Origin of the sequence: Pseudorhodoferax soli, from assembly GCF_003337555.1 — a bacterium.
GTDB classification, from domain to species: Bacteria; Pseudomonadota; Gammaproteobacteria; order Burkholderiales; family Burkholderiaceae_C; genus Pseudorhodoferax; species Pseudorhodoferax soli.
Genome location: NZ_QPJK01000001.1, coordinates 501,692 through 520,336 on the forward strand (window position 1 = coordinate 501,692; position 18,645 = coordinate 520,336).

General features: G+C 70.8%; 16 protein-coding genes. 7 read left to right on the top strand and 9 right to left on the bottom strand.

Annotated elements, in window-relative coordinates; all coding sequences use genetic code 11:
* The 4 genes from DES41_RS02250 to DES41_RS02265 form a co-directional block, all read right to left on the bottom strand.
* A complete protein-coding gene (locus DES41_RS02250; RefSeq protein WP_114465485.1) occupies positions 1 to 1,518 on the bottom strand; it encodes a tripartite tricarboxylate transporter permease in 1,518 nt (505 codons plus the stop codon).
* A 10-nt stretch (positions 1,519 to 1,528) separates the two neighbouring features.
* The gene (locus DES41_RS02255) at positions 1,529 to 1,951 is read right to left on the bottom strand and encodes a tripartite tricarboxylate transporter TctB family protein (protein WP_114466791.1); all 423 of its coding nucleotides are present in this window, start codon (positions 1,949 to 1,951) and stop codon (positions 1,529 to 1,531) included.
* A gap of 180 nt (positions 1,952 to 2,131) precedes the next feature.
* Positions 2,132 to 3,511, bottom strand: a complete 1,380-nt coding sequence (locus tag DES41_RS02260; RefSeq protein ID WP_114465486.1) for a sensor histidine kinase — start codon at positions 3,509 to 3,511, stop codon at positions 2,132 to 2,134.
* Positions 3,501 to 4,181: a response regulator gene (locus DES41_RS02265; RefSeq protein ID WP_114465487.1), complete on the bottom strand. Its 681-nt coding sequence runs from the start codon at positions 4,179 to 4,181 to the stop codon at positions 3,501 to 3,503. The genes DES41_RS02260 and DES41_RS02265 overlap by 11 nt, the downstream gene beginning before the upstream one ends.
* 65 nt (positions 4,182 to 4,246) lie before the next feature.
* On the opposite strand from DES41_RS02265, the gene DES41_RS02270 reads away from it, so the two are divergent.
* A complete protein-coding gene (locus DES41_RS02270; RefSeq protein ID WP_114465488.1) occupies positions 4,247 to 5,815 on the top strand; it encodes a cryptochrome/photolyase family protein in 1,569 nt (522 codons plus the stop codon).
* Positions 5,816 to 5,945: 130 nt separating this feature from the next.
* On the top strand, positions 5,946 to 8,876 hold the full coding sequence (locus DES41_RS02275) for an ATP-binding protein (protein WP_114465489.1): 2,931 nt from the start codon (positions 5,946 to 5,948) through the stop codon (positions 8,874 to 8,876).
* Positions 8,877 to 8,994: 118 nt separating this feature from the next.
* Here DES41_RS02275 and DES41_RS02280 read toward each other — a convergent pair whose 3' ends face one another.
* Together DES41_RS02280 and DES41_RS02285 are read right to left on the bottom strand one after the other, a co-directional pair.
* Positions 8,995 to 12,522, bottom strand: coding sequence for a Dyp-type peroxidase (locus DES41_RS02280; RefSeq protein ID WP_114465490.1), 3,528 nt, complete (start codon positions 12,520 to 12,522; stop codon positions 8,995 to 8,997).
* A 106-nt stretch (positions 12,523 to 12,628) separates the two neighbouring features.
* Positions 12,629 to 14,128 carry a sigma-54 interaction domain-containing protein gene (locus DES41_RS02285; RefSeq protein WP_114465491.1) on the bottom strand — a complete coding sequence of 500 codons (1,500 nt, stop codon included), beginning with the start codon at positions 14,126 to 14,128 and terminating at the stop codon, positions 12,629 to 12,631.
* A gap of 100 nt (positions 14,129 to 14,228) precedes the next feature.
* On the opposite strand from DES41_RS02285, the gene DES41_RS02290 reads away from it, so the two are divergent.
* Complete coding sequence (locus DES41_RS02290) at positions 14,229 to 14,642, top strand: RNA-binding S4 domain-containing protein (protein WP_114465492.1); 414 nt, start codon at positions 14,229 to 14,231, stop codon at positions 14,640 to 14,642.
* A 14-nt stretch (positions 14,643 to 14,656) separates the two neighbouring features.
* Entirely contained in the window at positions 14,657 to 14,779 is a 123-nt protein-coding gene (locus tag DES41_RS39515) for a hypothetical protein (RefSeq protein ID WP_281277154.1), read from the top strand.
* Between the two features lie 2 nt (positions 14,780 to 14,781).
* On the opposite strand, the gene DES41_RS02295 is transcribed toward DES41_RS39515, so the two are convergent.
* Positions 14,782 to 15,081 (bottom strand): I78 family peptidase inhibitor, encoded by a 300-nt coding sequence (locus tag DES41_RS02295; RefSeq protein ID WP_245965543.1) that lies wholly within the window; start codon positions 15,079 to 15,081, stop codon positions 14,782 to 14,784.
* A gap of 162 nt (positions 15,082 to 15,243) precedes the next feature.
* Here DES41_RS02295 and DES41_RS02300 point away from each other — a divergent pair, with 162 nt between their 5' ends.
* The 3 genes from DES41_RS02300 to DES41_RS02310 are packed head-to-tail and all read left to right on the top strand — an operon-like array spanning position 15,244 to position 16,088.
* Positions 15,244 to 15,426 carry a hypothetical protein gene (locus tag DES41_RS02300; RefSeq protein ID WP_114465494.1) on the top strand — a complete coding sequence of 61 codons (183 nt, stop codon included), beginning with the start codon at positions 15,244 to 15,246 and terminating at the stop codon, positions 15,424 to 15,426.
* A gap of 12 nt (positions 15,427 to 15,438) precedes the next feature.
* On the top strand, positions 15,439 to 15,807 hold the full coding sequence (locus tag DES41_RS02305; RefSeq protein WP_114465495.1) for a hypothetical protein: 369 nt from the start codon (positions 15,439 to 15,441) through the stop codon (positions 15,805 to 15,807).
* Between the two features lie 38 nt (positions 15,808 to 15,845).
* On the top strand, positions 15,846 to 16,088 hold the full coding sequence (locus DES41_RS02310; protein WP_114465496.1) for a hypothetical protein: 243 nt from the start codon (positions 15,846 to 15,848) through the stop codon (positions 16,086 to 16,088).
* A gap of 74 nt (positions 16,089 to 16,162) precedes the next feature.
* Here the strand turns inward: DES41_RS02310 and DES41_RS02315 are convergent, their stop codons facing one another.
* Both DES41_RS02315 and DES41_RS02320 read right to left on the bottom strand, forming a co-directional pair.
* Complete coding sequence (locus tag DES41_RS02315) at positions 16,163 to 17,122, bottom strand: alpha-E domain-containing protein (RefSeq protein ID WP_114465497.1); 960 nt, start codon at positions 17,120 to 17,122, stop codon at positions 16,163 to 16,165.
* A 3-nt stretch (positions 17,123 to 17,125) separates the two neighbouring features.
* On the bottom strand, positions 17,126 to 18,643 hold the full coding sequence (locus DES41_RS02320) for a circularly permuted type 2 ATP-grasp protein (protein ID WP_114465498.1): 1,518 nt from the start codon (positions 18,641 to 18,643) through the stop codon (positions 17,126 to 17,128).
* Between the last annotated feature and the right edge of the window lie 2 nt (positions 18,644 to 18,645).

An 18,645-nucleotide genomic window follows, 5' to 3' on the forward strand; every position in this document is an offset into this window, starting at 1 on the left:
TCAGTGCTGCGCCACGGCCACCGCCGCCGGCTGCCCTCCCCCCTTGCGCAGCTTCCACACCGCCAGCCCCATCTGCCACACGATGAACGACCCTACCAGCGCGAACAGCGTGCCGGCGATCGGCCGGTGCGCCATCTCCACGAAGCTGCCTCGCGTCAGCAGCATGGCGCGGCGGAAGTTCTCCTCCAGCATCGGGCCGAGGATGAAGCCCAGCATCAGCGGCGCGGCGTCCAGCCCCAGCCGCATGAACATGTAGCCCATGGCACCGAAGGCGGCGGTGACGAAGATGTCGTCGACGTTGTTGTTCACGCTGAACGAGCCGATGCAGCAAAAGAACAGGATGGCCGGGAACAGCACGCTGTACGGGATCTTGAACAGCGTGAGCCACCAGCGCACCAGCGGGACGTTCAGGATCAGCAGGAAGCAGTTGCCCACCCACATGCTGGCCACCAGGCCCCAGAACAGGTCCGGGTGCTCGGGGATCAGGTTCGGGCCGGGCGTGACGCCCTTGATCATGAAGGCGCCCATCATCAGCGCCATGACGGCGTTCTCGGGGATGCCGATGCTCATCAGCGGGATGAAGCTGGTGCGCGCGGCCGATTCGTCGGCAGCGGCCTGGCCGGCCACGCCTTCGATGGCGCCGTCACCGATCTCGTGCTTGTACTTGCTGACCTTCTTGTCCACCGCATAGGCCGCGAACTGCGCGATCACCGGGCCGCCGCCGGGCAGGATGCCCAGGAACGAGCCGATCACGCTGCCGCGCAGCGCGCTCGGGATGATGCGTTTGAACTCCGGCCAGGTCGGGATCAGCTTGATGGCGCCATTGAAGGGCGTGCGCTCTTCCTTGGCGTCCAGGTTCTTGGTGATCTCGGCGATGCCGAAGCAGCCCAGCGCGATGCTGACCAGGCCGATGCCGTCGGCCAAAAATGGCATGTCCATCGTGAAGCGGGCCACGCCGCTGTTCACGTCGGTGCCGATCTGGCCCAGCAGCACACCCACCATGCACATGGCCAGGCCATTGAGCAGGCTGCCGGTGGTGACGAAGCTCACGCAGACGAAGCCCACCAGCATCAGCGCGCAGTAGTCCGACGGGCCGAACAGGAAGGCCACCTGGCTCAGCGTGGGCGCCAGGAACGCCAGCACCACGATCGACACGGTGCCACCGATGAAGCTGGAGAAGCCCGCCGTGAACAGCGCCAGCCCGGTCTTGCCCTTGAGCGTCATCGCGTAGCCGTCGATGCAGGCCACGATGGAACTGGCGTGCGGGATCTTCATCGTGATCGCACTCACGCTGTCGCCGTATTGCGCACCGTAGTAGATGCCGGCCAGCATGATGAGCGAGCCGTCCAGCGGCATCGAATAGGTGAGCGGCAGCAACAGGCTGATGGTGGCCAGCGGCCCCAGGCCCGGCAGCAGGCCGACCATGGTGCCCACGGTGCAGCCGAGGGCGCAGTACATGAGGTTGCTCAGCGTCAGCGCGTGGCCGAAGCCGAACATGAGGTTGTGGATGACTTCCATGGCAGTTCCCTCAGATCAGCGGCAGGGACAGGCCGAGCAGCTTCTGGAACGCGAAGGCCACGAGGATCAGGCCGATGCTGATCTTGATGTTGCGTGGCACCGAGTAGGTGGTGGCAGCCTTGCCCGAGATGAACACCATGGCCACGATGGCGACCAGCATGTTCACGTACAGCGAGAGGAACGCGAACACGCACAGCGAGAACAGCAGCAGGCCGATGTTCATGAGGTTCAGGTTCAGCGGCTCGCGGGCCACGAAGCGCGAGCGCACGACGATCATCAGCGCGATCGCCAACAGGATGCCGCTGACGATCAGCGGAAACAGGCCGGGCCCGGCGTGGCTCAGGGAGCCGGTCTGGTATTGCAGCGAGAAGCCGCCGAATACCAGGGCGATGAGGGCCAGGAACAGGCCCCTCGCGAGATTGCGGTCGATCATCATGAACTTCCGATGGGTTTGTCTCCACGCCCGTGCGGCCGCAGAACGGCTGCGCTGGCGCCTGTGGGCCGCGCAGGCAGGAACCCGCTGGCCGTGGCGGAATTCTTGGCGGCACACCGGTGCGGCGCACCATCGGGTACCACGTACGACAGCTTTGTGACAGCTTCGCGCGCGGGCCTGTCAGCGCACCGCGCGCGGCAGGCGCACCCGCACGCACAGGCCGCGTGCGGACGGCCCGGCGAGCAGTTCAGCGTGGCCTTCGTGCAGCTGCGCGATGTGCTGCACGATGGGCAGGCCCAGCCCGGTGCCGGGGCCGCTGGCCATGCTGCCGCGGTGGAAGCGGTCCCAGGCGCGGGCACGGTCGGCCGGGTCGATGCCGGGGCCGTCGTCCTCCACTTCCAGCACGGCCTGGCCGCCCTCGGTGCGGGTGCGCACCGTGACCTGCGCGCCGCGGCCGGCATGTTGCTGGGCGTTGTGCAGCAGGTTGGACAAGAGCTCGCGCAGCAGCCAGGCCTCGCCCTGGGTCGCGGCCGGCTGCAGGTCGAAGCCGAGATCCTGCCCCGCGGCCAGGGCCGGCCGCACCCAGTCGGCGGCGGCCTCGGTGACGAGCTGGACGAGGTCGATGCACGCGCTGCCGCGCCGCTCCAGCGCCGCGCCCTCTGCGCGCGCCAGCGTCAGCAATTGGTGCGACAGGTGGGCGCTGCGTTCGGCCGCGGCGTGCAGGCGCTGCAGCCGCGCATGCAGCTCGGGCGGGTGCGGCTGTTCCAGCGCCTGCGCCGATTCGGACAGCAGCACGGCCAGCGGCGTGCGCAGCTGGTGCGAGGCATCGTCCAGGAAGCTGCGCTGCGCGCCAACCGCCTGGCGCAGCCGGCCGAACAGTTCGTTGAGCGCGGCACCGAAGAAGGCCACCTCGCGCGGCAGCTGCTGCAGCGGCAGCGGCTCCAGCTGCTGCAGCGAGCGCCGCTCCAGTTCCTGCGATGCCTGCTGCAGCGGCCGCAGGCCACGCCCCACCGCGACACGGGCCAGCAGCGCGAGGCACAGCGCCAGCAGCAGGCTGACGCCGGCCGCGGCCAGCACCACGGCGCGCGCCGCGGCATCGCGCTTGCCCAGCGACTCGGCCACGAGGATGGGGCAGGTCTGCGCACCGCAGGACGCGCCATGGGCGACCATGCGCATCGCCCGGCCGCGCAGCTGGCCGTCGAAGAAGCGCCAGTCGCCGCGTGCCAGGCGCGGATCCTGCGCCAGCAGCGCGCGCTCGCCGCCCAGCAGGCGCCCCTGCGCATCGCCGACCGCGAACACCACCTCGTCCACGAGGTCGGCGCGCAGTGCGTGGGCGGTCTGGGCGCTGAGGGGCAGCACGGCCTGGCCTGCGCGCTCGTCCAGGATCTGCGCCAGCGCCACCGCGGTGTCGGTCAGCGCGCGGTCCAGGCTGTCCATGGCCGGCTGCACGGCCAGCAGGTACAGCAAGGCCGTGGCCAGCGGCACGAGGACGATGAGCGGCAGCACCAGCCAGGCCAGCAGCGCCCGGCGCAGGCTGGGCGCCGGGCGTTCAGACGCCATCGGCGTCCGCGGCTTCGAGCAGGTAGCCCAGGCCGCGCACGGTGCGCAGGCGCACGCCACCCGGCTCGATCTTGGCGCGCAGGCGCGAGACCTGCAGTTCCAGCGCGTTGTCGGAGGTGGCCGCGGCCCAGCCCGGCACCAGGGCCATGAGCTGCTCGCGCGCGACGATCTGGCCAGCGCGCGTCATCAGGTACTGCAGCAGCGTGGACTCGCGCGCACTCAGCGGCAAGGCCTGCTCGCCGATGGTGGCACGCATGCCCTGCAGGTCGAAGCGCAGCGCTGCCAGCGCCAGCCGGCCTTCACGCCGGTTCTCGTGCCGGCGCACCAGCGCGCGCAGCCGGGCCACCAGTTCGGCGGGCGCGAAGGGCTTGCACATGTAGTCGTCGGCACCGGATTCCAGGCCGGCGACGCGGTCCTCCACGCTGTCGCGCGCGGTCAGCACCAGCACCGGCTGCAGCCAGCCGCTCTCGCGCACGCGGCGCAGCGTCTCCAGGCCGTCGATGCCGGGCAGGCCCAGGTCCAGCACCAGCAGGTCGTAGGCGTCCTGCGCCAGCGAGCGGGGCACGGGCTCGCCGCGCGCGCTCACGTCCACGCGCCAGCCCTGTGCCTGCAGCGCGCCGGCGACCGAGACGGCCAGGGCTTCGTCGTCTTCAACGAGCAGGATGTGCATGGTGGTCGGGGTACGGAGGCGCCGCATTGTGCCCGCGGTCATGCAGCCATTGCAGAATCCCGGCCATGACGCTTCTCCACGCGCCGGACGCTTGCCCCTCCCGCTTGCGCCACCTGGTCGTGGTGCTGGGCGACCAGCTCGACCGGCAGTCCGCCGCCTTCGACGGCTTCGATCCCGCGCAGGACCGGGTGTGGATGGCCGAAGCGATCGAAGAGTCCACCCAGGTCTGGAGCACACAGCCGCGCATCGCCATCTTCCTGGCGGCCATGCGCCACTTCGCCGAGGCGCTGCGCGGTGAGGGCCTGCAGGTGGACTACCGGCTGCTGGACGACGCGGACAACCGGGGCACGCTGGCCGCCGAACTGGCCGCGGCGCTGGCCCGGATGCGACCGGCCGCCCTGGTGCTGGTGCAGCCCGGCGAGTGGCGCGTGCAAGAGGCCTTGCGCGCCGTCGCCGCACATGCGGGCGTGGCGCTGGACGAGCGCGAAGACCGGCATTTCCTGTGCACGCCTGCCGCCTTCGCCCGGTACGCCGAAAGCCGGCCCCAACTGGTCATGGAGCACTTCTACCGCGCCATGCGCAAGCGCCACCGCGTGCTCATGGACGGCGACGCCCCGGCCGGCGGCGCGTGGAACTTCGACACCGACAACCGCGGCGCATTCGGCCGCGATGGCCCGGGCTTCCTGCCGCAGCCCGCAGCCTTCCCGCCCGATGCCACCACGCAGCAGGTGATCGCGCTCGTGCGCAAGCACTTCGCCGAGCGCCCGGGCCGGCTCGACGCCTTCGCCTGGCCGGTCACACGCAGCGAGGCCCTGCAGGCGCTCGACACCTTCGTCGCCGAACGGCTCCCGCTCTTCGGCCACTGGCAGGACGCCATGTGGGGCGGCGAGCCCTGGCTCTACCACGCGCAGCTCAGCGCGGCACTGAACCTCAAGCTGCTGGACCCACGCGAGGTGATCGCGCGGGCCGAAGCGGCGTACCGGGCAGGCCAGGTGCCGATCGCCTGCGCGGAGGGCTTCATCCGCCAGATCCTGGGGTGGCGCGAGTACGTGCGCGGCATCTACTGGCGCGAGATGCCCGGCTACCTGGCGCGCAATGCGCTGGACGCGCACGCCGACCTGCCGCCCTGGTACTGGACCGGCCAGACCGACCGCGAATGCCTGCGCGACACCATCGCCCAGACGCTGGACCTGGGCTACGCCCACCACATCCAGCGGCTGATGGTCACCGGCCTGTACGCGTTGCTGCTGGGGGTGGAACCGGTGCAGGTCCATGCCTGGTACCTGGCGGTCTACGTGGACGCCGTCGAATGGGTGGAACTGCCCAACACGCTGGGCATGAGCCAGTTCGCGGACGGCGGCCTGCTGGGCAGCAAGCCCTACGTGGCCAGCGGGCAGTACATCGCACGCATGAGCGACCACTGCCGGCACTGCCGCTTCCGGCCCGCCGAGCGAACGGGCGAGAACGCCTGCCCGTTCACCACGCTGTACTGGGACTTCCTGGCGCGCCACGCGCAGCGCTTCGCGGAGCACCCGCGCCTGCGCGCGCAGGTGCAGAACCTGGCGCGGCTGTCCGATGCGGAGCGCGGTGCGATCGCGCTGCGCGCCGACGCCATCCGGCGCGGCGAGGCCTGAACGTGTTGCAGATGCGCGACCGCGCGCAGCGGGACAGCACGCGACCACGCTGCCCTGTACCATTCTGTGTGGTTCAACGACAACACTACGCCGACATGCCTGATGCGCTGCAACGCCGCAGCGCCGCCCCATGATCGAAACGCTGCCGCCCGCCCCTGCCCTCCCCACGGATCTGGCCGTGGTGCAGCGGCGCCACTACGTCACGCTGCTGTTCTCCGATCTGTCGCGCTCGACGGAACTGGCCGGCGCCATGGAGGCCGAGCAGTACGCCACGCTGCTGTCCATGCTGCGCATCGCCTACCAGGAAACCGTGCCGCGCTGGGGCGGCACCATCGTGCGCGTGCAGGGCGACGGCCTGCTGGCCATGTTCGGCCACCCGGTGCCGCACGAGGAAGCCGGGCGCCGCGCGGTCGAGGCCGCCCTGGCGCTGCACCGGGCCGTCGGCAGGCTGGCGCCACAGCTGCCAGCGGGATTCATGCTGCAGCTGCACACCGGCATCCACGCCGGCCTGGTGCTGATCGGCGATGGCGACATCGAGCGGGGCCGCTTCGAGCTCATGGGCACGGTGCCCAACATCGCTGCCCGGCTGTCCGACGCCGCCGGCCCGCACGAGATCGTGGTCAGCGACGAGACGCTGGGGCCAGCGCGCCGCTTCTTCGGGGCCGGCGCGCCCAGCATGCTCATGGTCAAGGGGCGCGACGCGCCGATCCTGGTCTACCGCATCGGCAGCCAGGCCGAGACCCTGGCCGGCGTGCAGGCACGCAGCCGCAAGCAGGCGCCGCTGGTGGGCCGGCAGGCCGAGTTCGAGCGGCTGGCGCACGCGCTCGACGCGGCCTTCGCCGGCGCGCCGGCCGGCGTCGAGGTGGCCGGGCCGCCCGGCATCGGCAAGACGCGGCTGGTCGAGGAATTCCTGCACCATGCCCACCAACGCGACTGCCGTGTGCTGCGCGGCAGCTGTGACAGCGGCCTGGGCGCGGCGCCGCTGCAGCCGTTCCGCCAGATGATGCAATCGCTCGGCACGGCCGAGCTGCCGGCGCGCCCGCACGCCTTCGCGGCCGCCTTCCAGCGGCTGGCGGCCGAGCAGCCGCTGGTGCTGTTCATCGACGACTGGCAGTGGGCCGACGATGCCTCGCACCAGGTGCTGGCCGGCATCCAGCGCGAGGCCGGATTGCGCCTGCTGGTGGTGCTGACCCGGCGCGTGGTCGGCAGCGCCGCCGCGCCGGCCGCCCCCGGCTTCGACACCGTCACGCTGGCGCCGCTGGTGCAGGCCACGGCCGCCGAAGCCGTGGCCGCCTACCTGCCCGGCGCCGACCCCTTCGTGGTGGCGCAGATCTGCGCCCGCGCCGGTGGCAACCCGTTGTTCATCGAGGAGCTGTGCCATTCCGCCGCGCATGGCGACAGCGGCCGGCTGGCGCCCCCGCCCAGCCCGGCCGGCTGGATCAACCAGCTCATCGAGTCGCGCGTGCAAGGCCTGGCCGCGCCGCTGGTGGACATGCTGCGCACCGCGGCCGTGATCGGCAACACCGTGCCGGCCTGGCTGCTGGCACGCATCACCGGCCATGGACCGGACGGCCCGCTGCTGCGCGAATTGGCCGAGCAGGACTTCCTGTTCCCGGGCGAGCATGCCGGCACGCTGCGCTTCAAGCACGGTGTCACGCGCGACGTCGTGTACGCCTCGGTCGGCCTGCTGCAGCGCCAGTGGCTGCACCTGCGCATCGCCGTGGCGCTCATGCAGCAGGCCCAGGCCGGCGCCCAGGAGGATGCCGAGGCCCTGGCCCTGCACTTCGGTGCAGGTGGCGACCCGGCCCTGGAGGCGCACTACGCCGAGCTGGCCGGCGACCGCGCGCTGGCCGTCTCGGCGCTGGACCGCGCCCGCGCACACTTCCACGCTGCGCTGTCGGCCTTGGAACGGGGCGAGCTGACAGGCGAACGCGCGCTGCGCTGGGTCGACATCGTCGAGAGGCTGGCCATGGTTTGCATGTTCGAGCCCGAGCGCGGCCAGATCGCGCTGGCCGAGCGGGCCGTGGAGCTGGCCCAGCGCCATGGCGACCTCGGGCGCGTGGCGCGCGCACGCCACTGGCTGGGCTGTGTGCACTATGCGCTGGGCGATCCGCGCCAGGCCATCCGCCACGGCGAGCAGGCTTTGCGCGAAGCCGAGGCCGCCTCCGACGCGCCGCTCGCCACGCAGGTCGTGGCCTCGCTCGGCGAGGCCCATACCGCGGCCGGGCGCTACGAGCGGGCCGCCCAGCTGCTGGACCGCGCCATCGAGGTCAAGCGCAGCCACCGCAGCGGCCGGCGGACCAATGTGGGCCTGGCCTACTCGCTGGTCTGCCGCGGCGTGGTGCTGGGTGACCAGGGGCGCTTCGGCGCCGCAGCCGCATGCTTCGACCAGGCGCAGGAATGCATCGTCGGGATCACCCACCAGATCGGCACCAGCATCGAAGGCTGGCGCGCGGCCGTGCTGCTGTGGCAGGGCCGCTGGGAGGCCGCGCACCAGGCCGCCGCCACATCCGCCCGCATCGCCGAGGCGACGCGCTCGCTGTGGCAGCTGTCGGTGGCACGTGCCATCGGCGGCTATGCCGACTGGATGCTGCGGCGCGACCCTGCGGCCATCGAAGGCCTGGTGGCCGTCACCGACTGGGTGCTGCCGCGCGACAGCGGCCTGTTCCGCTCGCTCAACCACGGCTGGCTGGCAGAAAGCCTGCTGGCCCTGGGGCGGCCTGACGAGGCGCGCCGGCACGCCTTCCTGGCCCTGCAGCGCGGCCGCCGCGAAGACCGCATCGGACTGGCCATGGCGGCGCGCGCGATGGCGCGCGCAGCCCATGCGAGCGGCCAGCACGCCGCCGCACAGCGCCAGCTGGCCTTCGCCCACCGCGTGGCACAGGCGCGCGGCGCGGCGCACGAGCGGGCGGTGACGCAGCTGGCCGAGGCCGAACTGGCGGCCGCCAGCGGCGACGGCACCCGCGCAGGCGCGCTGCTGGCCGAGGCCGAGGCGGCGTTCGACACCATGGACATGGCCTGGCACCTGGAACAGGCGCAGCGGCTGCGCGCGCAGCTCTGAATCGCGCCGCTGGCGGCGCCAGCCGGAGCCCATGCGGGCGCGGGCGCAGGGTGGGCGTGCGCCAGGCCGTGTTCGCGCTGCACCGGCCCGCGCCTGAGCGGGCCCGGCGCCTGCCCGGTCAGGCGGTCGCGGGCACCGCCACCTTGGGCGTCAGGATCAGCAGCACTGGCGAACCCGTCGGCCGCAAGGTGCCCGCTTGCAGCAGCGCAGCAGCCATGGCCAGCATCACACCCACGCCCATGCGCGAGCCCGGGCAGGCGTGCAGGCCCCAGCGGTCGGTGCCAGGCGCAAAGTAGTCGCCGCCGAACAGCAGTGCGTCGCGGCGGGCCTGCTCTCCAGGTGGCAGGCTTTCGATGGCCGAGGCCAGGCCCAGCACCACGGTGGCGTCGGGGTCGGGTTGGCCGTCCACCACGGGGCGGCGCCAGACCATGGGCGGCACCGGCTCGGCCTGCATGGTGTCCAGCATGGGCCGCCACAGTGCGGCACGCGCCGTGGCCAGCGGCCCCTCCTCGGCCAGCGTGCGCTCGGCCAGGTCCTGCTGCAGCGACCACAGCCGGCCATCCTCGATCCAGTTCTTCATGACCGTCAGGAAATTGCCGTGGACCGTGGGTGCGAAGCCCAGCAGCAGCCCGGTGATCTCGCGCTCCAGCAGGTCCGGGCCATGCGCCTGGCCGAGCGCGGCCAGCCCGGGACGCAAGGCCGCCACCAGCCCGGGCGAGGCGCCGCCGGCCAGTTGGTCCTTGACCGCCTGCAGCACCATGGGCCCGTGCAGTTCGCCCTCGGCAGTGACATGCACCTGCGGATGGGCGCCGAAGACCATGCGCGAGGGGCCGATGATGTGCCCGGGGCAACGCGGCTTGCCCTGCGGGTCGGGCGTGGGACTGCGCCCGCCGACGACCATGTTCTGGCCATCGGGCAACCCGAACCAGAGCTTGGACAAGGCGCCGACCACCTGCTCGGAGAAGCCCATGAGGTCGATCGCCACGCGCACGCGGCCGTCGGGGTGGCGCAGCGCGAAGGCCCCGCTGGAGGCACGCACGGTCTCGGCCAGCACGGCCTGCGCCACAGCGCTGGCGGCGGCGAAGGCCTGGGCTTCGCCGATGCTGGCGACCGCCGCGTTCACCACGGGGCCGACCTCCTTGTGGCCGTCTGCCGGGTCCATGCCCAGGTGGTTCACGCCGAGCGAGGCCTCCATGCGTTCGCCGAAGCCCTGCACCGAGAAGTGCTTGCACGGCGCATCGGCCAGCGCCGGGAAGACCTTGCCGGCCGTGCCGAGCAGGCGCCCATAGGGCTCGGCGTGCTGCTCGCCGCCATGCTGCTCGCGCACGGCGCGCCAGGTGGCGCGGCCGTTGTCGCGGTCCTCGAGCCGGTTGCGCCACGCGTCGAGCGCGCTGGACGGCACGGGCGCCGGCGCCAGCACGGGCTCGGGTGCGCTGCGGAAGTCGGACAGCCGCTCCAGTGCCGCCAGCGCGGGCACGAACAGGTACAGGCCCCACTGCAGTTCGACTAAGGCCTTGTCGCCCAGGTCGGCGCGCTGCGGTGCGCCGCAGTCATCCACCCAGCGGAACACGCGCGGCTGGCCCGCGCGCGGCACGCCCAGCAAAGGGTCGGACTGGGTCGAGCCCACGCCGGAGCTGTTGCCGCCGGCCAGCCAGCGCTGCACGGTCTCGTACTGCTCGGCGATGCTGGCGCAGTAGGCCATGAAGAGGATGCCGCGGTCGGCCTCGGGCGGTGCCTCCAGCGAGGCCGGCCCGTAGCCCATGCCACGGCGCAGGATGCGCGGCAGGCCGGGCTGGCCGTCGCGCGGGTTGGCACGCCGCACGTGCGAGGAGAACGGGCATTGCGCCTGGTCGGCGCCGCGGTAGCGGAAGTCGTTGTCGCCGCCCGGGCCGCTCGCCACCAGCGGCTTGCCGTCCTGGCGGCGGCCCATCATGCGCTCGAGCAGCTCGGTGCGGCGCTGCGCATCGCCCTCGGCGTAGTCTTCCAGCGCGGCGTGGAGGTGGTCCAGCCGCTGGCGCAGCTTGCGCACGACGAGGAAGCTGCCGCGGTCGAGCAGGCCGTCGGCCTCGGCCGGGTACGGGCCGTCGCCGCGGTCGTTGGCGAAACCGAGCACCAGTTCGCCGGGGCGCACCTGGTGCTGGCGCGGATAAGGCGACGTGTCGGGTGCCGGATCGGGCGTGAGTTCGGGCGCGACCATGGGCTGGCTGATGCCGTCGACGAAGCCGAAATGCTCGCGGCCGTCGGGGGCGGTGGTCCGGCTGCGCGTGGGTTCCACGGCCAGCACCGCCAGGCCCGTGCCCTGCCCCAGCACCCGCACCGCACCCTGGATCAGGGGGTGCAGGCCGTGGCCTTCGTCCGCGGTGTCGATGGTGCGCATCATGATTGCCACGTGCACCACGCCGAGTTCGATGCGGTCCTCGCGCGCCGGGTCCACGCCATGGCGCAGCGGGCGGTGCCAGTGGTCGGGGTGGTTGCCACGCAGGTCGCCCAGCAGGCCGGCGCGCGGCTCCATGCCTTCGGCGAATTCGGCCGGCAGGCGGTCCAGCCGCTCGGGGTCGATGTGCAGCGCGCGCAGGCCGGCCATCGTGAAGCCGATGTGCAGGCGCACCTCGCCCTCGGCCGCCGCCGGCGCGGCGCAGCGCGGCGCCAGCGTGGCCAGGTGCTCGGCGGCACGCTGCGGATCGGTCACGCGCAGCAGCACCAGCGCGCCATGCGTGGCGCGCAGGCCCTGGCCCAGCACGGCGGCCTGCAGCGCGTCCGGGTTCCAGGCCAGCCGGTCGGCCGGCACCGGCTCGGGCAGCGGGCGGGCCAGCCAGGCCAGTTCGTCGGCGAACAGCTTCTTGATGAGCGGCACCTGGGGGTGCTGGTTGAAGGCCTCTGTCGCCAGCGTGGATTGCAGCCCCTTGAGCGCGAGGTGGGCAAAGCGCAGCAGGATGTCGCCATCGGCGCCGGCCCACCAGCCGGTCAGGCGGTACAGGCCCTTGAGCGTGCGCAGGTGCAGCGGCAGAAACCCTTCCAGGTCGCCGAGCATGCGCTCCAGGCCCTGGCGCGTGGCGCTCAGTGCGTCGGGTTCGGCATGGGCGGCGATGGCCCGGTCGGCCTGCGCCGGGTCTCCGCTTTCGCGCTGCAGGCGCTCCACGCTGGCCAGGTAGCGCTGGTCGGACAGGGTGGCCGGGCCGTCGGTGTAGAAGATGCCGGCATCCTGCTCGGCGCTGCGCACCCAGCGGCAGTAGGTGTCGAAATCGCTGGTGCGCGAACCGGGGTAGCCCTCGCAGTGGCACAGCAGCGCGTCCAGCAGGGGGCCGATGTCGCGGTAGATGACCCGCATGTAGGGCTCCCAGCCGCCGTCGAAGCTCACGTTCAACGACAGATGCCAGGACTTGGAGCCGACCAGCGCAGGCGGCACCAGCGCATAGCGAAAGCCGCTGATCATGTTGAAGCGGCCGACCGGGTCGGGGAAGGCCGAGTCGCGCAGCTCGGATTCGCGCGCGTTGCGGCGCGAGGAGTGCATCGCATCCAGCAGGCGGCGCAGCCGCTCCAGGTAGCTGATGGGTTCGAAGCCAGGGGCCAGGCCCTCGCGGACGCGCGCCTGCAAGGCAAGGTTGGTGATGCCAGCAAGGCCGCTGCCGCGCACGTGGTTGCGCATAAGTTCTATCCCTGAAATACGGGGCCTGTCAGGCCGGAGCGCAGAACTTATCAGGGCCTGGGCACAGCAACCGATCGACGGTCCGCAGATGTGATGAAAGCGGGCTTTACGTGGCGCCCTGCAGCCGGCCATACAGGGTAGCGCGCGAGATGCCGAGCAGCCGCGCGGCCGCCAGCTTGTTGCCACCGGTTTCGGCCATGGCCGCGGCGATGGCGAGCCCCTCCAGTTCGGCCACCTGCGTGGCCAAGGGCCGCAGCAGCGCGGCGTGGCCCTGGCCCTCGGGCGCAGGCGGCAGCGCGGCGGCGGCGATGGCCTCCACACCGGTCTCGGCCAGCACGCGGCGCACCTCGGCCGCGTCCACGCGCTGGCTGTCGCTGCGCATGGCCAGTTGCTCGAGCACATTGCGCAGCTCGCGGATGTTGCCGCGCCAGTGCTGGCCGGCCAGCAACGCCAGCGCATCGGGCATCAGCTCCGGCGGGACTTCGCCGCTGCGCTGGGCCAGGTCTTCGCTGAGCGCCTCCACCAGGGCCGGAATGTCGCCGCGGCGTTCGCGCAGCGGCGGCAGCTTGAGCGGCAGCACGTTGAGCCGGTAGTACAGGTCTTCACGGAAGCGCCCCTGGCGCACCAGCGCTGGCAGGTCGCGCGAGGTGGCGGCGATCACGCGCGCATCGAACGGCACCAGCCGGTTCGAGCCCAGCGGCTCGATCTCGCCCTCCTGCAGCGCGCGCAGCAGTTTGGCCTGCAACGCGGCCGGCATGTCGCCGATCTCGTCCAGGAACAAGGTGCCGCCGTCGGCCAGCTTGAACTTGCCCTCGCGCCCGCGCCGGTCGGCGCCGGTGTAGGCACCGGGCGCCACGCCGAAGAACTCGGCCTCCAGCAAGGTGTCGGGCACGGCCGCGATGTTCAGGCTCACGAACGGGCCGCGCGCGCGCGCCGACGCCAGGTGGATGGCGTGGGCCAGCAGTTCCTTGCCGGTGCCGGTCTCGCCGAGCAGCAGCACCGGGCTGGACGACTGGGCCGCGCGGCGCGCGTGGCGCTTGACCTCCAACGCCGCCGCGCTCGTGCCGATGAAGCTGGCAAAGGTGTACTTGGCACGGCGCTGCCCGGAGCCGCCATCGCCATGCAGCAGGGCCCGGCTGCGCTGGCTGGCCAGCTCGCGGCGGGCGTCGTCCAGGTCGCGCTGCAGCAGCGCGAACTTCTCGATCAACGGCTTGAGCGTGGTCTCGGGCTGGTCGAACAACACGATGCCGATGGCGCCGATGGTCTGGCCGTCTTCCTCGCGCAGCGGAATGCGGCTGACCACGAACGTGCCGGCCTTGTTGGTCAGGAGGTCCACCAGGATGGGCTCACCGGTCTCCAGCACACGGCGCATCTGGGTGTTGGGGATGACCTCCTCGACCGGATGGCCCTGGAATTCGTCGATGCTGGAAAAGCCCAGCGCCGGCAGGAAGCGCCGGTAGCCCTCGTTGACCCAGACGATGGTGCCGGCCTTGTCGACCAGGAACATGCCCTGGCTCATGCTGGAGAACAGGTGGAACATGGAGCGCGCGGCCAGCGCCAGCATGCTGCTGGCGTCGGGCGGCAACGCGGATTCGGTGGCGGGCATCGGGGCATGGTAACGGTGCACCGACGACGGCCCGGCGCGCCGCGACGGTGCGCCGTTGGCCTACAAAACCGGTCATCCAGCAGGCGCACAATGGGCCGCGATGGACAGAATTCGCATCGACAAGTGGCTGTGGGCAGCGCGCTTCTACAAGACGCGCACGCTCTCGGCGGACGAGGTGGAGCGCGGCCGCGTGCAGGTCAACGGCCACGACGTGAAGCCGGCGCGCGAGGTCAAGGCGGGCGACACCGTGTCCTTGCGCCAGGGTCCGGTGCTGCGCACGGTGCTCGTGCGCGGCGTCAGCGGCCAGCGCGGCCCTGCGCCAGTGGCACAGGCGCTCTACGAAGAAACGCCCGAGAGCCTGCAGGCGCGCGCGCAGCAGGCCGAACAGCGCAGGCTGGCCCCCGAGCCGGCGCTGGCCCAGGAACACGGCCGGCCCACCAAGCGGGAACGCCGCGAGCTCGATGCCGCCACGGGTGGCTGGGGCGAGCGCTGGAGCGCCTCGGTCGATGGCTGACCCAAGGAGACACCATGTGCCGCGTTCTGATCACAGCCTGTGCTGCCCTGGCACTGTTGACGGCCTGCCCCGACACCAAGGTGCCACAGGATCCGACCAAGCTGCCCACGCCCAAGGCGCTGGGCGGTGCCCGCTGAGTTCAGCCGCAGGCGACCTTGGTGATGCGGCTGCGGCCGTCCAGCGTCAGGTTGAGGCGCGCCGGGTTGAACTCCATGGTCACGGCCTGGCCAGGGCTGAGCCAGCGCACGATGCTGGCGCCCGAGCGGGCCCGCACGTCGCGCTCCAGCGTCGGGCCGAACGACTGGCCGACGGCGAACTGCGCGGCAGCGGCATCGCAGGTCGCAGGCAGGGCCGATGCCCCAGGCGCGCCGGGCCGTTCGCCCAGGCCCGCACACCCTGCCAATGCCAGCACGGCCGCGGCGGCCCCCCATTGCTTCATGCCTGTTTTCATGCGCCGCATGCTATGCCACGATCGAGCGACGCCGGAAACCCCCTTACCACGGCCAGGTACACTCTTGCCCGCTGTTACGTCCTCCGTTCGGTGGATGACAAGCGGTTCTGGCATCCTTGATGCTTGCCCGCTCCCCCAAGAATGCGAGCCATGCGCAGCGCCCCCGAGTTCCTCCACGACAAGCCGTTGGTGAAAGCCACCGCCTTTCCACCGCCTCCGCCGCGCGTGCCTTCGCTGTGGCGGCACGTCCGCGTGACATTCGTGCTGCACGCGCTGGCGATGGTCACTGTGCTCACCGCCATCACGGCGCTGATCGAGCGCGCTGCGCCCTGAATTCCACACTGCATGTCTGACACCGGCCGAACTGGGCCCCGCTACATCGAAGAACGGCTGGAACAGCTCGAACGCAGCAACGAGGAGTTGCTGGGCCTGGTCACGGCACTGACGGCGGTGACCACCGCGCTGGCCGCGACCCATCCGCAACGCGCCGTGCTGCACGAGGCCCTGGCACGTGCCGCGCCCGGCGTGCGCCAGGCCACGCAGCAGCACGGCATGAGCGAGCGCACACAGATGGTGCTGGAGGCATTCACCAATCTGCTGCACCAGACGCTGACCGAACCGCAACCGGCCAGGCTGGACGAGGCCAAGCAGGTCATCCAGGCCTTCTTGCAGCATCCACCCGAGAGCGACCCCCGGGATCATCCGGAGTCCTGAGACAGCCGGCGCGGCCCGGGACTTGCTATTGCAACTGCATGCGCGCCGAGCCCACCGTCATCCTCGAAGTCGATCGTCGCCTGGCCCTGTTCATCCTGGCCAGCCGCCCCGTCGGCACCGATGCAGCCAACGCGCAAGCATTGGCGCGATGGCGTGCCGCGCAAGAGGTGCGCAAGATCCTGCGCGATGCCTGCCCCTACAAGCCCGGCACGCAAGCCAGCAACGCATGGTTCGTCGAGAAGTATGGCGATGCCGCAGGCGCCGTGCTCGACCCCGACTGAGCCTCGCCCCCCAGAAGACACAAGGCCCCGCCCCGGCTGACCGGGTGCGGGGCCTTGTCGCTCCAGCGGGGCGCTCAGTTCTGCACGGGTACCAGGAACTCGCGGCTGACGTGGCTGCCCAGCTCGTTCACGCGGTCCAGGAACTGCGTAAGGAAGGCATGCAGGCCAGTCGCCAGGATCTCGTCGATGCGGCCGAACTTGAGGTCGGCGCGCAACTTGCCGGCGCGGCGCAGCGTCTCGCTGGCCGGGTCGCTGGCCACCATCTCCAGGTTGGCCAGCACCTCGTTGAGGCTGGCATGCAGCGAGCGCGGCATGTCGGCACGCAGGATCAGCAGCTCGGCCACGCGCTCGGGCTTGATCACGTCGCGGTAGACCTTGCGGTAGACCTCGAAGGCCGAGACCGAACGCAGGATCGCGCTCCAGTGGTAGAAGTCGTACTCCTGGTCCTTTTCGCTGGCGGCGCCGTAGAAGTCACTCTCGACCGCGTGGAACTTCACGTCGACCAGGCGGGCCGTATTGTCGGCGCGCTCCAGGAACGTGCCCAGGCGCAGGAAGTAGAAGGCCTCGTCCTGCAGCATGGTGCCCAGCGTGACGCCGCGCGACAGGTGCGAGCGGAACTTGACCCACTCGAAGAACTGCGCCGGATCGTCCTTGAACTCGCCCGACTTGAGCATGCGGTTCAGGTCCAGCCAGGTGCTGTTCGCAGTTTCCCAGACCTCGGTGGTCAGGCTGCCGCGCACGGCGCGCGCGTTCTCGCGTGCGGCCCGCAAGCAGGAGACGATGGAGGAGGGGTTGCTCTCGTCGTTGACCATGAACTCCATGACATCGCGCGAGCTGATCTTCTCGTGCTTGGCGCTGTACAGCCCTCCGAGTTCGCTGATCGACAGCAGGCCCTGCCAGCCCAGCTGGGCCACGGCGGCGGACTGCGGCAACAGCGAGGACTGGTAGTTCACATCCAGCATGCGGGCCGTGTTTTCAGCGCGCTCGGTGTACCGGGACATCCAGAAGAGGTGATCGGCGGTGCGGCTCAGCATGGATTACTCCCCCTGGGTTTGTGATTGTTGTTGGCCGGGCGCAGAGGTGGCGAATGGAATGTCCGGGTCTTCCAGGATCCAGGTGTCCTTGGTGCCGCCGCCCTGCGAGGAGTTGACGACCAGCGAGCCGTCCTTGAGTGCCACGCGGGTCAGGCCGCCCGGCACCATCTGCACTTCCTTGCCCGACAGCACGAAGGGCCGCAGGTCGATGTGGCGCGGCGCGATGCCGCTCTCCACGAAGGTCGGGCAGCTCGACAGCGACAGCGTGGGCTGGGCGATGTAGCCGCTGGGGTTGGCGATCACGGCCTTGCGGAAGTCCTCGATCTCGGCCTTGGTGGCAGCCGGGCCAACCAGCATGCCGTAGCCACCGGCGCCGTGCACCTCCTTGACGACCAGATCCTTGAGATTGGCCAGCACGTACTTGAGGTCGTCGGCCTGCCGGCACATGTAGGTCGGCACGTTGTTCAAGATGGGTTTTTCGCCCAGGTAGAACTCGATCATTTTGGGCACGTAGGGGTAGATCGACTTGTCGTCGGCCACGCCCGTGCCCACGGCATTGCAGATCACCACGTTGCCAGCCTTGTAGGCCTCCATCAGGCCCGCGCAGCCCAGCGTCGAGGTCGGGCGGAACACATCGGGATCGAGGAAGTCGTCGTCCACGCGGCGGTAGATCACGTCGACCCGCTTGGGGCCGCGCGTGGTGCGCATGTAGACGAAGTTGTCCTTGACCACGAGGTCCTGGCCCTCGACCAACTCGATGCCCATCTGCTGCGCCAGGAAGGCGTGCTCGAAGTAGGCACTGTTGTACATGCCGGGGGTCAGCACGATGACGGTCGGATCGGGCGTGGCTGGCGGCGCGGAGGCGCGCAGCGTCTCGAGCAGCAGGTCGGGGTAGTGCGCGACCGGCGCCACGTGGTGATGGCTGAACAGGTCGGGGAACAGCCGCATCATCATCTTGCGGTTTTCCAGCATGTAGCTGACCCCGCTGGGCACGCGCAGGTTGTCTTCGAGCACGTAGTACTCGCCCTTGCCCTGGGCATCGGGGGCCCGCACGATGTCCACGCCAGCAATGTGCGAGTACACGTTGTTGGGCACGTCCACACCCACCATCTCGGGGCGGAACTGCGCGTTGTTGACGATCTGTTCCTTGGGGATCAGGCCGGCCTTGATGATCTCCTGGTCGTGGTAGACGTCGTGGATGAAGCGGTTCAGCGCCGTCACGCGCTGCACCAGGCCTTTCTCCATCGACGCCCATTCGGCCGCCGGGATGATGCGCGGGATCAGATCGAAGGGAATCAGGCGTTCGGTGCCCGAACCGTCCTCGTCCTTCGCGCCGTACACCGCGAAGGTGATGCCGACACGACGAAAGATCATCTCGGCCTCGGCCCGGCGCTTGGCCATCATGTCGCCAGGTTGGCGCGCCAGCCAGGCGTCGTAGATCTTGTAGTGATCCCGGATCTGCTCACCCTTCGAGAAGAACTCGTAGGGGAGCTTGGTATACATCTCGTCAAATTTCTGCATGG

Bases quoted from the DNA above. Each gene is read 5' to 3' on its own strand.
- DES41_RS02300 (WP_114465494.1), top strand. From the start codon at position 15,244: ATGCGCAGCGCCCCCGAGTTCCTCCACGACAAGCCGTTGGTGAAAGCC.
- DES41_RS02280 (WP_114465490.1), bottom strand. From the start codon at position 12,522: ATGCGCAACCACGTGCGCGGCAGCGGCCTTGCTGGCATCACCAACCTT.
- DES41_RS02315 (WP_114465497.1), bottom strand. From the start codon at position 17,122: ATGCTGAGCCGCACCGCCGATCACCTCTTCTGGATGTCCCGGTACACC.
- DES41_RS02295 (WP_245965543.1), bottom strand. From the start codon at position 15,081: ATGAAGCAATGGGGGGCCGCCGCGGCCGTGCTGGCATTGGCAGGGTGT.
- DES41_RS02255 (WP_114466791.1), bottom strand. From the start codon at position 1,951: ATGATCGACCGCAATCTCGCGAGGGGCCTGTTCCTGGCCCTCATCGCC.
- DES41_RS02285 (WP_114465491.1), bottom strand. From the start codon at position 14,128: ATGCCCGCCACCGAATCCGCGTTGCCGCCCGACGCCAGCAGCATGCTG.
- DES41_RS02320 (WP_114465498.1), bottom strand. From the start codon at position 18,643: ATGCAGAAATTTGACGAGATGTATACCAAGCTCCCCTACGAGTTCTTC.
- DES41_RS02270 (WP_114465488.1), top strand. From the start codon at position 4,247: ATGACGCTTCTCCACGCGCCGGACGCTTGCCCCTCCCGCTTGCGCCAC.
- DES41_RS39515 (WP_281277154.1), top strand. From the start codon at position 14,657: ATGTGCCGCGTTCTGATCACAGCCTGTGCTGCCCTGGCACTGTTGACG.
- DES41_RS02275 (WP_114465489.1), top strand. From the start codon at position 5,946: ATGATCGAAACGCTGCCGCCCGCCCCTGCCCTCCCCACGGATCTGGCC.
- DES41_RS02305 (WP_114465495.1), top strand. From the start codon at position 15,439: ATGTCTGACACCGGCCGAACTGGGCCCCGCTACATCGAAGAACGGCTG.
- DES41_RS02260 (WP_114465486.1), bottom strand. From the start codon at position 3,511: ATGGCGTCTGAACGCCCGGCGCCCAGCCTGCGCCGGGCGCTGCTGGCC.
- DES41_RS02290 (WP_114465492.1), top strand. From the start codon at position 14,229: ATGGACAGAATTCGCATCGACAAGTGGCTGTGGGCAGCGCGCTTCTAC.
- DES41_RS02265 (WP_114465487.1), bottom strand. From the start codon at position 4,181: ATGCACATCCTGCTCGTTGAAGACGACGAAGCCCTGGCCGTCTCGGTC.
- DES41_RS02250 (WP_114465485.1), bottom strand. From the start codon at position 1,518: ATGGAAGTCATCCACAACCTCATGTTCGGCTTCGGCCACGCGCTGACG.
- DES41_RS02310 (WP_114465496.1), top strand. From the start codon at position 15,846: ATGCGCGCCGAGCCCACCGTCATCCTCGAAGTCGATCGTCGCCTGGCC.